Origin of the sequence: Novosphingobium sp. UBA1939, assembly GCF_002336885.1 — a bacterium.
Lineage (GTDB): Bacteria > Pseudomonadota > Alphaproteobacteria > Sphingomonadales > Sphingomonadaceae > Novosphingobium.
The window spans coordinates 21,949-37,695 of sequence record NZ_DDFB01000109.1 but is presented as its reverse complement, the minus strand read 5'-3'; the positions used below and the strand labels follow the sequence as shown (position 1 = coordinate 37,695).

The window sequence follows — 15,747 nt, the reverse complement described above, 5'->3', positions numbered from 1 at the left end:
CCGTTCATTTCCTGAAGTCCCGGCAATCCGCTTCGGTGAACGCATGGGCTGGCCCCAACAACCGGCGCAGCAAGAATTGCGAAAAATGGCAGCATGCCATGCAATCCAACGGACCAATTTGATCGATCAGTTAATTTCGTCCAACCCGTTTGTCTCCCCGTTAGGTCAATCGGGCGCAAGGACCATCTTGAGCGCGCCGGCTTCCCGGCTGTCGAACAGACGATAGGCTTCCGACCCTTGCGACAGCGGCATCCGGTGGCTGATGTAGCGCTCCGGCCGCAGTCGCCCGGATTGCACCAGCGGAAACAGCGCGGGGAGTTCCTCGGGCACGGAGCAGGTGCCGATGCGGAAAGTCAGCCCGGCGGCAAACGCGCGCTCCAGCGGAAAGGCATAGCGCCGCGATTGCTGGACGCCGATCACCGAAACCGTGCCGCGGCGTGCCACCAGCCGCAGCGCCAGATCGACCGTGGCGTCCGACCCGACCACCTCCACCACGCAATCGAGCTTGCGCCCCTTGGTCGCCTCGCGGATCGTTTCCAGCGCGGCATCGGGATGCAGCGCGATCGCCCCCGCTTCGGCGGCCAGCGCGCGCCGTTCGGCGATCGGATCGATCGCATAGACCACATGCGCGCCCATCACGAAAGCGCTGTCCACCGCCATCAGGCCGATCGGACCAAGGCCGATGACGGCCACGGCGCTGCCCGGCCGGATATCGGCGTTGCGCGCGCCGAACCAGGCGGTCGCCAGCGCGTCGGTCATCATCAACGCCTGATCGCCGCTCACGCCTTCGGGAATGGGCACCGCGTTCATGTCCGCCGCCGGCACCCGGAACGCTTCGGCCTGCACGCCCTGCAGCCGCGCGGAAAGGCCGTAGCACGATCCCAGGCCGGATTCGCAGTTCAGGACGTTGCCGGCAAGGCATGACCGGCACGCGCCGCAGCCCACCGCCGCCGGCACCATGACCTTGTCACCCACTTTCACGCGCGAAACGGCGCGCCCCACCTCGACCACCTCGCCCACGGCCTCGTGCCCCACGCAGAAGCCGATATCCTCGGAAAAGCCGTGTCCGTGGTAGATGTGCAGATCGCTGCCGCAGATCGAGCAAGCGTCCATGCGGATGATCGCATCGCGATCGGATTCGAGCACCGGATCATCCATCGGCTCGTGCCGGATGTCCCGCGCGCCATGGTATCGCAGCGCCTTCATGCCCTTGCCCTCCCCGGTTCAGCGCGCGTTGGCAGCGACGTATTCCGCAATCTTGAGTTTGCCGAGCTGCGACATGTGGACTTCCTCCGGCCCGTCGGTGATCCGCACGTAGCGGTTGAGCGTGAAGAAGTGGGCGACCGGGGTGTCATCGCTCACCCCCATGCCGCCGTGGACCTGGATCGCGCGATCGGCCACGGTCTGCGCCATCTGCGGCGCGATGACCTTGATCGCCGCGATCAGGTCGCGCGCCACCTTGTTGCCGTGGCGATCCATCGCGTCGGCCGCCTTCAGCGTCAGCAGGCGGGCCATCTCGATCTCGCAGAAGCTGCGTGCCACGTCCTGACGAATGCTGCTCTGGTCGGCGAGCTTGCGGCCGAACGCGACGCGGCTGTCCGCCCGGCGCGCCATGTATTCCAGCGCGCGCTGCGCCTGACCGATCGAGCGCATGCAATGGTGGATGCGCCCCGGCCCCAGCCGGCCCTGCGCGATCTCGAACCCGCGCCCTTCGCCCAGAATAAGGTTCTCCTTCGGCACGCGCACGTTGTCGAAGCGCAGTTCCACCTCGCCGCCCGGCGAATTGTGCGAACCGAACACCGTCAGGTGCCGCACCACCGTGATGCCCGGCGTATCGCGGGGCACCAGGATCTGCGAATGCTGCGCATGGCGCGGCGCATCGAAATCGGTCTTGCCCATCACGATGAAGATGTCGCACCGCGGGTGCATCGCGTTGGAAATCCACCACTTGCGGCCGTTGATGACGTATTCGTCGCCCTCGGGCCGGATCGACAGTTCCAGATTGGTGGCGTCGGAGGAGGCGACCTGGGGCTCGGTCATCACGTAGGCCGAACGGATTTCGCCATCGAGCAGCGGTTTCAGCCAGCGCTCCTGCTGCGCCGCGCTGCCGAACTTGGCCAGCACTTCCATGTTGCCGGTATCGGGCGCGGAGCAGTTGAACACCTGGCTGGCCCAGGGCACGCGCCCCATGATCTCGGCCAGCGGCGCGTATTCCAGATTGGTAAGTCCCGGCGAGAACGCGCCGTATTCGTGCGGCAGGAACAGGTTCCACAGCCCGGCATCGCGGGCGCGGACCTTCAGCGCCTCCATCCCCGGCCATTCCTGCCAGAGGTTCGCCTGATCGTGGACGAAATCGGCATAGGCCTTTTCGTTCGGATAGACGTGCTCGTCCATGAAGCCTTCGAGCCGGGCGATCAGCCCCTTCACCTTGTCGGTATGGTCAAACTGCATGAGGGGATGCTCCCGGCTGTTTCAGAGGGACAGGCCGCCATCCACCACCAGCGTGTGGCCGGTGACGTAGGATGCCAGCGGCGACGCGAGGAAGATCGCCGCGCCGGCCATGTCTTCGGGCGTGCCCATGCGGCGCTGCGGAATGGCGGCCAGCGCCCCTTCGAGCCGCTGCGGATGCGCGGTGGTCACCTTGGTCAGCTTGGTATCGACCAGCCCCGGCGCCAACCCGTTCACGCGGATGCCGTCCGCCGCGAACGCCTGCCCCAGCGATTTGGTCAGGCTGATCGCGCCCGCCTTGGACGCGGCATAGGCCGGATTGCCGATATTGGCCTTCAGCCCCGAAATCGAGCTGACGATCACGACCGCGCCGCGACTCTCGGCCAGTTGCGGCCGGAACTTGCGCGCGCAATGCATCAGGCTGTCGAGATTGACCGCCATCACCCTGTCCCAGCCGGCGCGCTCGAATTCGCCGCGCTTGTAGACGACTGTCCCCTGGCAGAGGATCAGGACGTCGAGCGAGGGGAACGGCAACGCCGCCGCATCGATGGCGTCGGGATCGCCCACGTCGACGCAGGAATAGCCCAGGCCCGTCAGGTCCGACCCATCACCCGGATCGTACTCGTCCACCGATGCCCGCGTGCCCCAGACGTGGACTTTCCCGCCACGGGCGCGGAATGCCTGGGCGATGCCGTTGCCGATGCCGCTGGAACCGCCGACGACCAGCACGGTCTTGCCGGAAAAGTCGGTATCTGTAGGCATCCTTGCCTCTCCTTTTGCCGGCCCTCTCTTCCCGTCAGCGGGGCGCCGGACGATCCCGTCCCGCACCCCGCCGATCGGGTATCACGCGTCAGAACGTGGCGCGCAAGCGCAGGCCGTAGGTACGTGGCGCGCCGAGATAGCCGTTCTCGTCACCGGTCTGGAGCGGCGTCGGGAACGACTGGGTGAAGTAGGTCCGGTTGAACAGGTTCTGCACCCACCCTTCGACCAGCAGGTTCCACTTCGGAATCTTGAAGCCCAGGTTGGCATTGACCAAGCTGACCGGCCCCTGTTCCGAACGCGACGCGGTGCTGATGAGCTGGCGGCTGGTGTACTGGTACTGCACACGCCCCGTCAGGTTCAGGTTGTCGCTCAGCGGCTGATCGAGATTGAGCGCGACGTTGGCCGAAAGCTTCGGCGCGAAGCGGAACCGCGAATCCGACAGGACCGGATCGATCGAGGCATCCTTCGCGTACTTGGCGTGCGGGATCCAGGTGCCGTCGATGCCCAGCGTCAGGCTGTTCGAAAGCTGGAACAGGTTCTCGACTTCGACGCCATAGTCCTTGGCCGACTTGGCGTTGAGCACGGTGAAGCGCAGCCCCACGAACTGCGCGATCTGGAGATCGGACAGGTCGTAGTAGAACAGCGCGATATTGGTCCGCGCGCGCCGGTTCAGGTACTGGAACTTGGCGCCCACTTCATAGGCGTTGACCTTTTCCGGCTTGTAGGTGGGATCGAGCGGCGTCGACACGGTCGATGTCGGGCTGATCAGGCGGATCAGGCCCTGAAGCTGCGGCGGAAGCGCGTTGAACACGGTCGGGTTGTTGAACAGCGTGCCCGCCGCGTTCGCGTCGATGTTCACGCCGCCCGCCTTGAAGCCGCGGTTGTACGTGGCATAGAGCATGACATCGTCGACCGGACGGTACTGGATGCCCAGCGTCCCGCTGACCGCCTTGTCAGTCCGGGTCTTGTCATAGTTCGGGCTCGGCCCAAGGCCGAGAACCGTGAACACGGTGTTCGGGAACGGCGAGAAGAAGGCATTGCGGAACGCGCCCTGCTTCTTTTCGACCGAATAGCGCACGCCGGCGATGATGTTGACCTTCGAGCCGAGCGCGAAATCGAGATGCGCGAAACCGGCGTAGGAACGCGCCTTGCCCGACATCGCTTCCACCGCCCACGGGCCGACGGATGCGTTAACCGTGCCGGCCGGAATGCCCGAAGCGCCCAGTACCGCGTTCCAGTAGGCCTGCCCTTGCGAAGCCCAGGGCAGCGTGCGGCCCATCTTCAGCTTTTCATCCGAGACGAAGCCGCCGAACACGGCATCGGCGTTCAGCGCGCTGATCTTCGTGTTGTAGGTCAGTTCCTGCGAGATGAAGCGGCTGTCGAAGTTTTCGTAGTAGCGGAAGATATCCGCGCCCGAGAAATCCGGGTCCATGTCGCGCTGGTCGAGCTTGAACTTGCGGATCGCGGTTACCGACTTCAGCGTGCCACCGCCAAGGCCGGCCTCGATCTGCAGCGTGCCACCGTAATCGGTGATCGTCTGGCGGCCATTACCGTTCAGCGTCTGCTGAAAGTCGGACAGCTTGCGCGAAGGCACCTTGCCGCCGTTCAGCGTGGTCAGCAGGTCGACCAGCGGCTGCGTCGGGCCGTTCTTGAAGTCCGAAGTCGCATAGCAGCAGTTGCCGCCGCCGTGTGAATAGTCGCCGATCAGGCGGATGGTGAGGTCCGGCGTCGGCTCGAACAGCAATTGCGCCTTGATAGCCTGCGTGGAATCGCCGTTCAGGTGCTCGCCATTGGTGGGGTTCGTGTAGAACCCATCGCGGTGCGAGACCACGCCCGCGATGCGGAACGCCGCGTGATCGCTGATCGGCACGTTGCCTGCCGCGCGCACGGTGAAGGTGTTGTAGTTGCCATAGCTGGCGTCAAACAGGCCCTCCATGCGATCGGTCGAAGGCTTGGCCGACGAAAGCAGCAAGGCGCCGGCGGTGGTGTTCTTGCCGAACAGCGTGCCCTGCGGACCGCGCAGGACCTGAAGGTTGTCGATATCGAGGAAGCTCTGCAGCGCGGCGGCGGCGCGGGTGCGGTACACGCCGTCGATGAACACGCCGACCGAGCCTTCGAAGCTGCGGCTGTTGCCCGTGGTGCCTAGGCCGCGAATGATGACGTTGGCCGTGGAGCTGGAAATGTTGGTGGCGCGGAACGTGATCGACGGGCTGACCGCCTGGATGTTGGAGATGTTCTCGACGCGGGCGGTTGCCAGCGCTTCGCCGCTGGCCGCCGTGATCGCGATCGGCACGTTCTGGAGATTTTCGGCGCGACGCTGCGCGGTGACGACGATTTCCTGGAGCCCGGCGCCCTGATTATCCGCCGTGCTTTCCTGAGCGATCACGGGCGTTGCTACAACCGACGAAACGACCATGCCGGCAACGCCGGCAAGGAATACTGCCTTCATGCTTACTACCTCTCTCACTATCCGCTCTACGCCGGATCAGACGGATGGAGTCTGCTTCAATCCTGCGATTAAATCTTGACATATCACGCCACGATCATGACCAATAGCGACAGGAGAGTTTATGACGCCGGTCGCGCATCCATCGTCCATGCAGCAATTCGTCCGGTATGCGCGGCTTACCGGCATACCGCTGGAAGATATTCTCGACCGCGAACTTTGGTCGATCGTGCAATCGAGTGCGACGCGGGAAACCGTGCCCGCGCACGCCATGGTCGATATCATGCAGATCTGCGCGATCATGGCGAACCGCCCGGAAATCGGCGTGGCCTTCGCATCCTGGTGCAACCTGAACGGCTACGGCCCGCTGAGCCTGCTTTGGGGCCACTGCCCGACGGTGGGGGAAACGATCCGCGTCTCGAACCGCTTTCTGCATCTGGAAAGCGATGCGCTGGGCGTCCGCTCCATCGAAACCGAGGACGAAATCGCGCTCGTCCAGTTCGTCACCATTCCCACCCGTTTCGGCGGCAGCCAGTTCGTGGAGGCCACGCTCAGCTTGCAGGTTCGCATCCTGCGGCTCGTGCTGGGGGCCGACTGGAGCCCCGTGCGCGTCGAGTTCGACCATCCGCCGCCGCGCAACCTCAACCTCCACCGTACCTTCTTTCGCTGCCCCACCACTTTCGGCGCCGACCGTTCCGCCGTCGTCATCCGCCGCGAGGAGATGAAACGCACCAATCCCAACGGCAACGCGCACCTGCTCGCTTATCTCGAACGCCAGCTCGCCGCGACCATGCGCCCCAGCGTGCGCGATTTCGTGCGGCAGGTGGAAGAACTTGTCGCCGCGCATCTGGCGGGCGGACAGGCCACGCTGGAGCGCACCGCCGCGCTGCTGCGACTTGGCGGGCGCAGCCTGCAACGCCGGCTGGCCGCACACGAGATGACCTTCGGCGATGTTCTTACCAATGTACGCCTGCGCGTTGCGCGGGAATATTTCGCGCTTGAGGCAAAGCCTAACCTGTCGGAACTCGCACACCGCCTGGGCTATGGCGAGGCCAGCGCCGCCAGCCGGTTCCTGCGCCGGCACATGGACAGCGGCGCCCGCGCCCTGATCCTGCGCGGCAAGGCGATCCGCGCCCAGCTGTGACCCCGGCAAAACCGGCTCTCACACCAGCAAGAATTGTCAAATCCCGGCGCAACCCTGTGAAACGGCAAAGCGCTCTCCCGAAGATATAGGGTTTCTTCAGATGCAGGCCGGGCCAGCCGGCTGCGAACACCATGGGAGAAATCCGAATGCGCACCGCCCTCGCCACCGCCCTGTTGCTGGGTGGTGCCTCCTGGCTTCCGACCATCGCCCTTGCGCAAACGGCTGGAGACGGCGCCAGCGACAGCGCCTCCGCGCAGGACGTGATCGTGGTGACGGCCCAGCGGCGCGAACAGTCGGTGCTCGAAGTGCCGATCGCCATTTCCGCCATCGGCGGCGACAGCCTGGCGTCAAAAGGAATCACCAATTCCGCCGCGCTGCAATCGGCGGTGCCCAACCTGCAGATCAGCAGCCCCTATGGCTCGACTCAACCGAATTTCAGCCTGCGCGGCATCAGCGTGGCCAACGAATACAACTCCAACCAGGCCTCGCCGGTCGGCGTCTATCTCGATGACGTCTATCTCGCCAACCGCACCGCGCACGGCATGGGCCTGTTCGACCTCGATCGCGTGGAAGTGCTGCGCGGGCCGCAGGGCACGCTGTTCGGCCGCAATACCACCGGCGGCGCGATCAACTTCATCACCCGTGCGCCCGGGCTGCACGACAACGAAGGCTATGCCGAGGTCGGCTATGGCAACTTCAACACCTGGACAGCCCAGGCTGCCGTGGAAACGACGATGGTGGAGAACGAACTCGGCCTGCGCCTTGCCGCCAACTACATCAAGGGCGATGGCCAGATCCGCAACGTGTTCCCCGGCGGACGCGACGGCAATTCGCAGGATACCCTGCAGGGCCGCGCCACGCTGCGCTTCCGTCCCGGAGACGGACCGCTGGACGTGAAGATCAAGGTCTATGGCGGGCGCGATCGTGGCTCGCAGGCAGCCGTTCAGGGCTTCCTGCCGGCGCGTGCCGGCCTCGGCTTCTTCGAGACTAACGAAAACCGGCTCGGCCTGAACCGTACGGAAGCCTACGGCATCTCCGCCAACGTGGCCTACCACGTCTCGGACGCCCTCACGCTGACCTCGATTACCTCGCGCGATGCGGGCAAGCAGAACCTCCAGCAGGCGGCCGACGGCGCGCCAGTGGACATCCTCGACATCAACTGGCGCTCTTCGTACAACCAGTTCAGCGAGGAGCTGCGGCTGAACTACAGCACCGACAAGCTGAGCCTCGTCGCGGGCGGCTTCTATGGCTGGGACACGGTCGTCACCGACAACACCTTCAACATCGGCAGCGCGCTGGGGCCGGGAGTCAACGGCGGCTTCTTCCAGCACTATCGCCAGCGCCGATCGTCCACCGCGTTGTTCGCTCAAGGCGATTACAAGCTGGCCGACCGGCTGACCCTGACGCTTGGCGCGCGCTATACCTGGGACCGCGCGACTTATCGCGATGGCTATGCCTATCTCTTTGCCGGCGATATCGGCGGCGCGCAGACGCCGCTGGCGACGACCGTGCCCTGCGCCGGCGTGGCGGGCACCTGCGCCTATGATCCGACGGCACGCTACGCCGTCGACGGGCGCAACCGCGCGCTGACCGGCCGCGTGGCGCTGAGCTACGAACTGCCGGGCGGCACGCTGCTCTATGCCAGCTACAACCGGGGCTATCGTTCGGGCGCGTTCAACGGTGGCGGCTACACCTCCTCGGCCGGCATCACCTATATCGCGCCGGAACGGGTCAACGCCTATGAAGTGGGCTTCAAGGGCCGCTACGGCGGCATCCTGACGCTGACCGGGTCGGCGTTCTACTACGACTATACCAACCAGCAGGTGCAGGACACGCGGCCCGGCCCGGTCTCGTTCCTCGTCAACGCACCCAAGTCGGAAGTCTATGGCGCCGAACTGGAGGCCAGCGCGCGCCTTTCGCGCATGTTCAAGCTCAGCGCCTCCGCCGGCTACCTCCACGCCCGCTACAAGCAATTGACGTTGCAGGGTACGAAGCTGGACGGCAACAACCTGCCCTTCGCCCCGGAATGGACGTTCCAGGCCGGCATCGACGCCACGCTGATGGACAACGCCACCGGCAAGCTGACGCTCTCCCCCACCGTCGCCTATTTCAGCCGGCAGTATTTCTCGCCGTTCAACGCGATCAACGCCACCGGCACCACGCAGAACAATGCCGAACTGCAACAGGGCGCCTACGCCAAGGTGAATGTCAGCGCCGCGTTCCAGACCGGGCGCTTCACCTTCAAGGCCTTCGCCAACAACCTGTTCGACCGCCAGACCTATGCCTATGGCCTGGACTTGCGCGGGGCGGGCTTCCCCTACAACTTCCTCGTGCCTTCCACGCCGCGCACGTTCGGCGGCTCGGTCAGGGTCGCGTTCTGATGAGCAAGGCCCGCGCCATCGCTTCCCGCCCCATCGATCTGAAGGATGCCCGCCTGTTCGAACAGGGCGTTCCATGGGAGGCGTTCGCCCGGCTGCGGCACGAAGAGCCGGTGTACTGGAACCCGGAAAGCGACGGCGCGGGTTTCTGGGCGGTGCTGCGCCATGCCGACATCGTGGAGGTATCGCGCAACCCCGCCCTGTTCTCCAGCGCCTACGAAAACGGAGGCCACCGCATTTTCAACGAGAACGAGGTTGGGCTGACGGGCGCGGGCGAAAGCGCGATCGGCATCCCCTTCATCTCGCGCGATCCGCCGGTCCACACGCAGTACCGTAAGCATATCATGCCGGCGGTTTCACCAGCACGGCTCGGCGATATCGAGGCGCGCATCCGCACGCGGGTCGAGCACCTCGTCGCGGCGATCCCGCTGGGTGAGGAAGTGGACCTCGTGCCCCTGCTGTCCGCTCCTCTCCCCCTGCTGACGCTGTGCGAACTGCTCGGCCTGTCGCCCGATCTCTGGCCCAAGCTCTATGACTGGACCAACGCCTTCGTGGGCGAAGACGATCCCGATTTCCGCCAGAGCCCCGAAGCCATGGCGGCAACGCTTGCCGATTTCTTCGCCTTCGCCAGCGAACTGTTCGAAGCGCGGCGGGCGGCGCCTTCGCACGACATCGCTTCCCTGCTGGCCAACGTGGAAATCCGGGGGGAGAAGATCGCCTTCCGGGATTTCGTCGGCAACCTGATCCTCGTACTCGTCGGCGCCAACGAGACCACGCGCAATTCGCTGTCGCACACCGTGCAGCGCTTCGCCGAAAGCCCCGATCAGTGGGCCATGCTGCGGCGCGACCGCAGACTGCTGAAGACCGCCACGCCGGAAATGGTGCGCCATGCCTCGCCCGTCCTGCACATGCGGCGGACGGCCATGGCGGATACCGAGCTGGGCGGCCGGAAGATCGCCAAGGGCGACAAGGTTGTGCTGTGGTACGTTTCGGGCAACCGCGACGAGACGGTGTTCGATGCGCCGGACCGGTTCGACATCACGCGGGCGAAGAACCCGCACCTGGGCTTCGGATCGGGCCAGCACGTGTGCGTCGGATCGCGCCTGGCCGAAATGCAGTTGCGCGTGGCGTTCGACATTCTCGCGGATCGGGTTATGTCTTTCGAGGTTATACGGTCGCCGCGCCGGTTCCGCTCGAATTTCCTCAACGGGCTCAAGAACCTCGACGTCATATTGCGGCCGGCGTGAGAGGCAGTCGAATGGCGGAAAGCTGGACCAACGAGCAGATCATCTCCGACGTGCTGGGGCGCGGCGCGGACATCCAGCTGGGCGGCGGCGAGAAAGGCTGGCAGCTTTCGCGCTGGCGCCAGTTCGTCGGCAGTTATGAACTGCCCGCCCTGCCCAGCCCCACGTTCGTGGTCCACATCGCCGGCAAGCCCCGCGTCAAGACCTGGGACCGCGATGGCTGGAGCGAGGCAAGCTCGATTCCCGGTTGCGCCACGATCATTCCTTCGGGCCGCCCGACCGGGTGGCTCGTCGATGGCGAGCTGGACGTCGTGACCCTGTCCATCGCGGAAGATCAACTTCGCGCCGTGCCCGCGCGCGACCAGTTCCACCGGATGCGCTTCGCCTTTTCCGACCCGCTGGGCGTGGCGCTGACGCGGCAAGTGCTGGCGGAACTCTATGCGCCGGAAACGCCGGAGCGGAACGTCTATGTCTCCACGCTGGTCGATGCGCTGAAGGCCCACATGCTGCGCGGCCCGGCGGACGCCAACGCCACGGCCTTTCCAACCTCCTACTTCTCCGCCTATCGCATCCATCACGTCATGAACGCGGTGCTGACCCACCCGGAGGAGGAACACACGGTGGAATCGCTCGCCGCCGAAGTGGGCCTCACGCCATCGCATTTCTGCCGGGTGTTCAAGCGCGCCACCGGCCTCAGCCCGCACCAGTACGTGATGAAGGCCCGGCTGGAGCGCGCGCAGGAAATGCTCTCCAGCACCGAACTGACCGTCGCGCAGATTTCGGAAGCGCTCGGCTTCGGCAGCCAGAGCCACTTCACCCGCGCCTTCCGCAGCTTCGCCGGCCAGCCGCCGACCGCCTGGCGGCAGTTAAAGCTGCATTGACGCGCCAACCAGGATAGCCGGCCGAGATAGGCCGTTGGGCTTTCGCGCCGGGCCTGCTAGGCGCGCGGCATGTTGACGATCAACGATATCACGGTGCGGCTGGGCGGCCGCACCATTCTCGACCGCGCCTCCGCCTCGCTTCCCACCGGCGGCAAGGTCGGCCTGATTGGCCGCAACGGGGCGGGCAAATCGACGCTGATGAAGGCCATCATCGGGGAAATCGAGCCCGACGACGGCGCGATCGAGATGCCGCGCCGCGCGCGCCTGGGCTATATCGCGCAGGAAGCGCCGGCCGGCACCGCAACACCGTTCGAAACCGTGCTGGCGGCGGACAAGGAGCGCGAACAGCTTCTGGCCGAAGCGGAGACCTGCACCGATCCCGACCGGCTGGGCGACGTTCATGATCGACTGCTGGCGATCGATGCTTACAGCGCCCCGTCCCGCGCCGCACGCATCCTGATCGGGCTGGGCTTCGACGAAGAGATGCAGGCCCAGCCGCTCGACAGCTTCTCGGGCGGCTGGAAAATGCGCGTCGCGCTGGCGGCGCTGCTGTTTTCGGCGCCCGACCTGCTGCTGCTCGACGAACCGTCGAACCACCTCGACCTTGAAGCGACCCTGTGGCTGGAGAACTTCCTCAAGTCCTATCCCGGCACGCTGATCGTCATCAGCCACGAGCGCGATCTGCTGAACAACGTGGTCGATACCATCCTGCACCTGCAGGGCGGCAAGATCACGCTTTACCCCGGCGGCTATGACAGCTTCGAGCGCCAGCGCGCCGAACGCGCCGCGCAACTCGCCGCCGCGCGCGCCGCGCAGGACGCGCAACGCGCCAAGCTGCAGGACTATGTCGCCCGCAACAGCGCCCGCGCCTCCACCGCCAAGCAGGCGCAATCGCGCGCCAAGATGCTGGCCCGGATGCAGCCGATCACCGCGCTGATCGAAGACCCGACGATGCGCTTCGACTTCCCCAGCCCCGACGAGTTGCGCCCGCCGCTGATCACGCTGGACAAGGCGGCGGTCGGCTATGCCCCCGGCGCACCGGTGCTTGCACGGCTCGACCTGCGCATCGATCCGGACGACCGCATCGCGCTGCTCGGCCGCAACGGCAACGGCAAGACCACGCTGGCGCGCCTGCTGGCCGGCCAGCTTGAAGCGATGGATGGCGTGATGCGCCTCTCGGGCAAGACGCAGATCGGCTATTTCACCCAGTATCAGGTGGAGGAACTGGCCAGCGCCTCAACCCCGCTCGAACTCATGACACGGGCGATGGACGGCAAGACGCCCGCCGCCGTGCGCGGGCAGCTCGGGCGGTTCGGGTTCTCGGGCAATACCGCCACGTCGCAGGTCGGCACGCTTTCGGGCGGCGAACGCGCGCGGCTGGCGCTGGCGCTGGTCACGCGCGATGCGCCGCACCTGCTCATCCTCGACGAGCCGACCAACCACCTCGATGTCGATGCGCGCGAGGCGCTGGTACAGGCGCTCAACGCCTATGACGGCGCGGTCATCCTCATCAGCCACGACCGGCACATGGTGGAACTGACGGCGGACCGGCTGGTGCTGGTCGATGGCGGCACGGCGACCGAATACGCCGGGTCGATGGAAGACTACATCGACTTCATCCTGGGCCGGAACCAGCCGCGCGAAGCGCAGTCCAGCGACGCCAAGGGCGCCAAGCCCCAACGCAAGGCCGGCGCGCAATGGCGCGAGGACATGCGCGCGCTGAAGAAGCAGGTGAGCGAGGCGGAAACGCGCATGGGCCGGTTGCAGAAGCAGCTTTCGGCGTTCGATGCCGCGCTGATCGATCCGGCTTCCGCGCCGAACGACCTTGCCCAGCTCAACATGGGCGAACTGTCCCGCCGCCGCGCCACCGTGGCCGACGAACTGGAAGAGGCGGAGGCCGCATGGCTGGACGCCAGCGAGGCGCTGGAAGTGGCGCAGGCTGGAGGCTGAGGCGTACCTAGGCTTCCATGGCAAAGGCGTGCGCCTGCAGCGCCGCCGCATCGGGAACCTCGATCGCGCCGTACCGGCGGCGCACCAGCCCGCGATGCTCCAGATCGGCAAGGCAAGCGTTCACGGTCTTCCGGCTGAGGCCGACCATCTCGCCCAGCGCCTGCTGGCTGAGAGGCAGCTCCGCCCCCGTGCGCGCGTCGGAGGCGAAGCGCGCCAGCCGCGCCGCCAGCCGCTGCCGGGGTGGCAAGGCGGTGGTTTCGGCCAGCAATTGCACCATCATCCGCAGTTGCGCATAGTTGAGGCTGGCGATGGCCTGCCAGATCAGGGGTTCGTCGCGCGCGATGGCCGCCAGTGCGGCGTCGGTCACCTGGAGAACCAGACTGGCCGCCGTGCTGATCGCGGTGACCAGCCGGGGGCCGCCGCCGAAGCGCGCCGTCTGACCGATGGCATTGCCGTGGCCGATCTGGCCGATCAGCACGTCCCGGTCCCCCGGCGCCTGCGCATAGATCTGCAACGCGCCGCGCACGACAACGAGAATGCCGCTGTCGTCATCCCCTTCGGCATAGGCCCAACGGCCCGCAGGCAGCACCCGCAACGTGCCGTGGGCCAGCAGGCGGCGGCGCAGGTCGCCGCCATGTCCATCGAGCCAGCCGCACCGGTCGAGCGCGGCGGCCGCCATCGCAAAATCGTCTTCGCCCATGGCCGCGCAGCCTAAGACGTCAGGGTACGCCTGTCATCGCCCCAGGCAACGGCGATCGCTCCCCGTCCCGCCTACTTCCCGGTGGTGAAACCGATCTGCACCTTGGGCGGGTACTTGCGCAGTACCTGCTGGTAGCGCGCGATTTCCGCGCCGACCGGAATGGCGATCGGCAAGTGCCGGATCGCCACCGAATTATCCTCCTGCGGATTGGCGTAGAGGTTGAACATGGTGCCGCCCGCCGTCTGGCTGACCGTGCCGGTAAACCCGCCGTGGTTGCCGTTGGGCGTCATCGCATAGGGGTCCTGCGTCAGCATGGTGAACTTGAACTCGTCCATTCGCACCGCGGCGAACTGGGTGTTCCAGAAATACAGGATGCTGCGCCGGTTCGAGGCGCCGTTGTCGGCGAGCAGGAACGAGGTCTGGTCAACCCCGTCGAGATAGTTGCCCGCCCCCATCTTCTCGCCGATCGCGGCCCCCTTCACGCCGGCAAGGCTCAGGCTGGTGGGCAGGATGTCCGCGAAATCGAACAGGCCGTCGGACTTGCGCGGCCCGATCATGCCCTTCCAGTACACGAAGGTCGGCACGCGGACTCCGCCTTCCCAGGTCGATCCCTTGCCACCCCGGAACGGCGTGCGGCCGTGGGGATCGATTTCCTGTTCCGGCCCGTTGTCCGACGTGAACACGATCATCGTGTTGTCGATCTCGCCCGTCTCTTCCAGCGTCTTGTAGAGCCGCGCGAAGATGTCGTTCATTTCGACGAGGCAGTCGGTGTAGTCGTTTCGCGCGGGCGAACGGCCGGCGTAGAAAGCGTTCGGATAGTTGTCGAAATGGCAGCCGCGCGTGCCGTAGTAGAGGAAGAACGGCTTGCTTGCGCCCTTCTGCCGCTTGAGGAAATCGACGGCGTAATTGGCCCAGCGCTGGTCGAGATCGCGGCTGTAGTCCACCGTGATAAGGCCCACGTTCTCGATCTTGCCGCCCTTCGCGGCGTGAACGTCGTACTTGTTGAACGGCGCTTCCTCGATCAGCCGGCTGCGCGTGGGGCTGAGCGCCACTTCCGGATTGAAATTGGGATCACGCCATTCGGTGTACATGTCGGACACCGAAAGGAAGCCACGGAAATCGTCGAAACCGGCATTCTGCGGCTGCGACCCTTCGTTTTCACCCACGTGCCACTTGCCGATGGCCTGGGTGATATAGCCCTGTGCCGAGAGCATCGAGGCGATCGTCGGCTTGCCGTTCAACCCGCCGGCCTCGCCATACATCGGCGGCCGCAGCAGGCCATGATGGATCGGCAATTGCCCGGTGAGAATCGTCGCGCGCGAGGGCGAGCAGCTTGGCTGCGAATAGGCGGAGGTTAGCACCAGCCCTTGCGCCGCCACCTTGTCGACATCGGGCGTCGGCGCGCCCAGCGTCACGCCGCCGCCGTTGAAGCCGAAGTCCATCCAGCCCACGTCATCCATCAGGAACACGATGATGTTGGGCTTCTTTCCGGTCTTGCGCTGGAGATCGGCCAGCTTCTTTCCGGCTTCCGCGGTCTGGTCCGGATGATCGATCATCGGTTCCATGTTGTCGGCAACGGATTTGCCGGGAATCCCGATGTACTGGTCCTGGAAGTCATAGCCGGGCGCCTTGCCGCGCTTGATCGGGCCGGGCGTGCCCGGTCCCTGCACGACTCCGCCGCCCACCGGCACGCTTTGCGCCCATGCGGCATGGCCGCCCGTGGCCACTGCCAGCGCAATGGCGGCGCACCGCCAGAACCTGCCGGTCCGCTTCCTGCCCATCAGAACCTCCGCC

The 15,747-nt window shown here is 65.8% G+C and carries 11 protein-coding genes; 5 read left to right on the top strand and 6 right to left on the bottom strand.

Annotated elements, in window-relative coordinates:
* Positions 1-165: 165 nt before the first annotated feature.
* From B3547_RS13765 to B3547_RS13750, 4 genes are all read right to left on the bottom strand, one after another.
* Positions 166-1,206 carry an alcohol dehydrogenase family protein gene (locus B3547_RS13765; RefSeq protein ID WP_194920363.1) on the bottom strand — a complete coding sequence of 347 codons (1,041 nt, stop codon included), beginning with the start codon at positions 1,204-1,206 and terminating at the stop codon, positions 166-168.
* 18 nt (positions 1,207-1,224) lie between these two features.
* Complete coding sequence (locus tag B3547_RS13760; RefSeq protein WP_292964037.1) at positions 1,225-2,451, bottom strand: acyl-CoA dehydrogenase family protein; 1,227 nt, start codon at positions 2,449-2,451, stop codon at positions 1,225-1,227.
* A gap of 21 nt (positions 2,452-2,472) precedes the next feature.
* A complete protein-coding gene (locus B3547_RS13755) occupies positions 2,473-3,210 on the bottom strand; it encodes an SDR family NAD(P)-dependent oxidoreductase (protein WP_292964035.1) in 738 nt (245 codons plus the stop codon).
* Positions 3,211-3,298: 88 nt separating this feature from the next.
* The gene (locus B3547_RS13750; RefSeq protein WP_292964033.1) at positions 3,299-5,659 is read right to left on the bottom strand and encodes a TonB-dependent receptor; all 2,361 of its coding nucleotides are present in this window, start codon (positions 5,657-5,659) and stop codon (positions 3,299-3,301) included.
* A 121-nt stretch (positions 5,660-5,780) separates the two neighbouring features.
* Between B3547_RS13750 and B3547_RS13745 the strand changes: the two genes are divergently transcribed.
* The 5 genes from B3547_RS13745 (at position 5,781) to B3547_RS13725 (ending at position 13,253) form a co-directional block, all read left to right on the top strand.
* Complete coding sequence (locus tag B3547_RS13745) at positions 5,781-6,800, top strand: AraC family transcriptional regulator ligand-binding domain-containing protein (RefSeq protein WP_292964031.1); 1,020 nt, start codon at positions 5,781-5,783, stop codon at positions 6,798-6,800.
* Positions 6,801-6,946: 146 nt separating this feature from the next.
* Positions 6,947-9,181, top strand: coding sequence for a TonB-dependent receptor (locus B3547_RS13740; protein WP_292964029.1), 2,235 nt, complete (start codon positions 6,947-6,949; stop codon positions 9,179-9,181).
* Complete coding sequence (locus B3547_RS13735; protein WP_292964027.1) at positions 9,181-10,425, top strand: cytochrome P450; 1,245 nt, start codon at positions 9,181-9,183, stop codon at positions 10,423-10,425. Before B3547_RS13740 ends, B3547_RS13735 begins: the two co-directional genes overlap by 1 nt.
* Before the next feature lie 11 nt (positions 10,426-10,436).
* Positions 10,437-11,303, top strand: a complete 867-nt coding sequence (locus tag B3547_RS13730) for a helix-turn-helix domain-containing protein (protein ID WP_292964025.1) — start codon at positions 10,437-10,439, stop codon at positions 11,301-11,303.
* Between the two features lie 69 nt (positions 11,304-11,372).
* Positions 11,373-13,253: an ABC-F family ATP-binding cassette domain-containing protein gene (locus tag B3547_RS13725; RefSeq protein ID WP_292964023.1), complete on the top strand. Its 1,881-nt coding sequence runs from the start codon at positions 11,373-11,375 to the stop codon at positions 13,251-13,253.
* A gap of 7 nt (positions 13,254-13,260) precedes the next feature.
* Here B3547_RS13725 and B3547_RS13720 read toward each other — a convergent pair whose 3' ends face one another.
* Together B3547_RS13720 and B3547_RS13715 are read right to left on the bottom strand one after the other, a co-directional pair.
* Complete coding sequence (locus tag B3547_RS13720) at positions 13,261-13,953, bottom strand: Crp/Fnr family transcriptional regulator (protein ID WP_124808778.1); 693 nt, start codon at positions 13,951-13,953, stop codon at positions 13,261-13,263.
* Positions 13,954-14,024: 71 nt separating this feature from the next.
* Entirely contained in the window at positions 14,025-15,734 is a 1,710-nt protein-coding gene (locus B3547_RS13715; RefSeq protein ID WP_292964022.1) for a sulfatase-like hydrolase/transferase, read from the bottom strand.
* Between the last annotated feature and the right edge of the window lie 13 nt (positions 15,735-15,747).

Excerpts from the sequence above, each read along its gene's own strand:
- B3547_RS13750 (WP_292964033.1), bottom strand. The coding sequence starts at position 5,659 with ATGAAGGCAGTATTCCTTGCCGGCGTTGCCGGCATGGTCGTTTCGTCG.
- B3547_RS13755 (WP_292964035.1), bottom strand. The coding sequence starts at position 3,210 with ATGCCTACAGATACCGACTTTTCCGGCAAGACCGTGCTGGTCGTCGGC.
- B3547_RS13715 (WP_292964022.1), bottom strand. The coding sequence starts at position 15,734 with ATGGGCAGGAAGCGGACCGGCAGGTTCTGGCGGTGCGCCGCCATTGCG.
- B3547_RS13745 (WP_292964031.1), top strand. The coding sequence starts at position 5,781 with ATGACGCCGGTCGCGCATCCATCGTCCATGCAGCAATTCGTCCGGTAT.
- B3547_RS13725 (WP_292964023.1), top strand. The coding sequence starts at position 11,373 with ATGTTGACGATCAACGATATCACGGTGCGGCTGGGCGGCCGCACCATT.
- B3547_RS13720 (WP_124808778.1), bottom strand. The coding sequence starts at position 13,953 with ATGGGCGAAGACGATTTTGCGATGGCGGCCGCCGCGCTCGACCGGTGC.
- B3547_RS13760 (WP_292964037.1), bottom strand. The coding sequence starts at position 2,451 with ATGCAGTTTGACCATACCGACAAGGTGAAGGGGCTGATCGCCCGGCTC.
- B3547_RS13765 (WP_194920363.1), bottom strand. The coding sequence starts at position 1,206 with ATGAAGGCGCTGCGATACCATGGCGCGCGGGACATCCGGCACGAGCCG.
- B3547_RS13730 (WP_292964025.1), top strand. The coding sequence starts at position 10,437 with ATGGCGGAAAGCTGGACCAACGAGCAGATCATCTCCGACGTGCTGGGG.
- B3547_RS13735 (WP_292964027.1), top strand. The coding sequence starts at position 9,181 with ATGAGCAAGGCCCGCGCCATCGCTTCCCGCCCCATCGATCTGAAGGAT.
- B3547_RS13740 (WP_292964029.1), top strand. The coding sequence starts at position 6,947 with ATGCGCACCGCCCTCGCCACCGCCCTGTTGCTGGGTGGTGCCTCCTGG.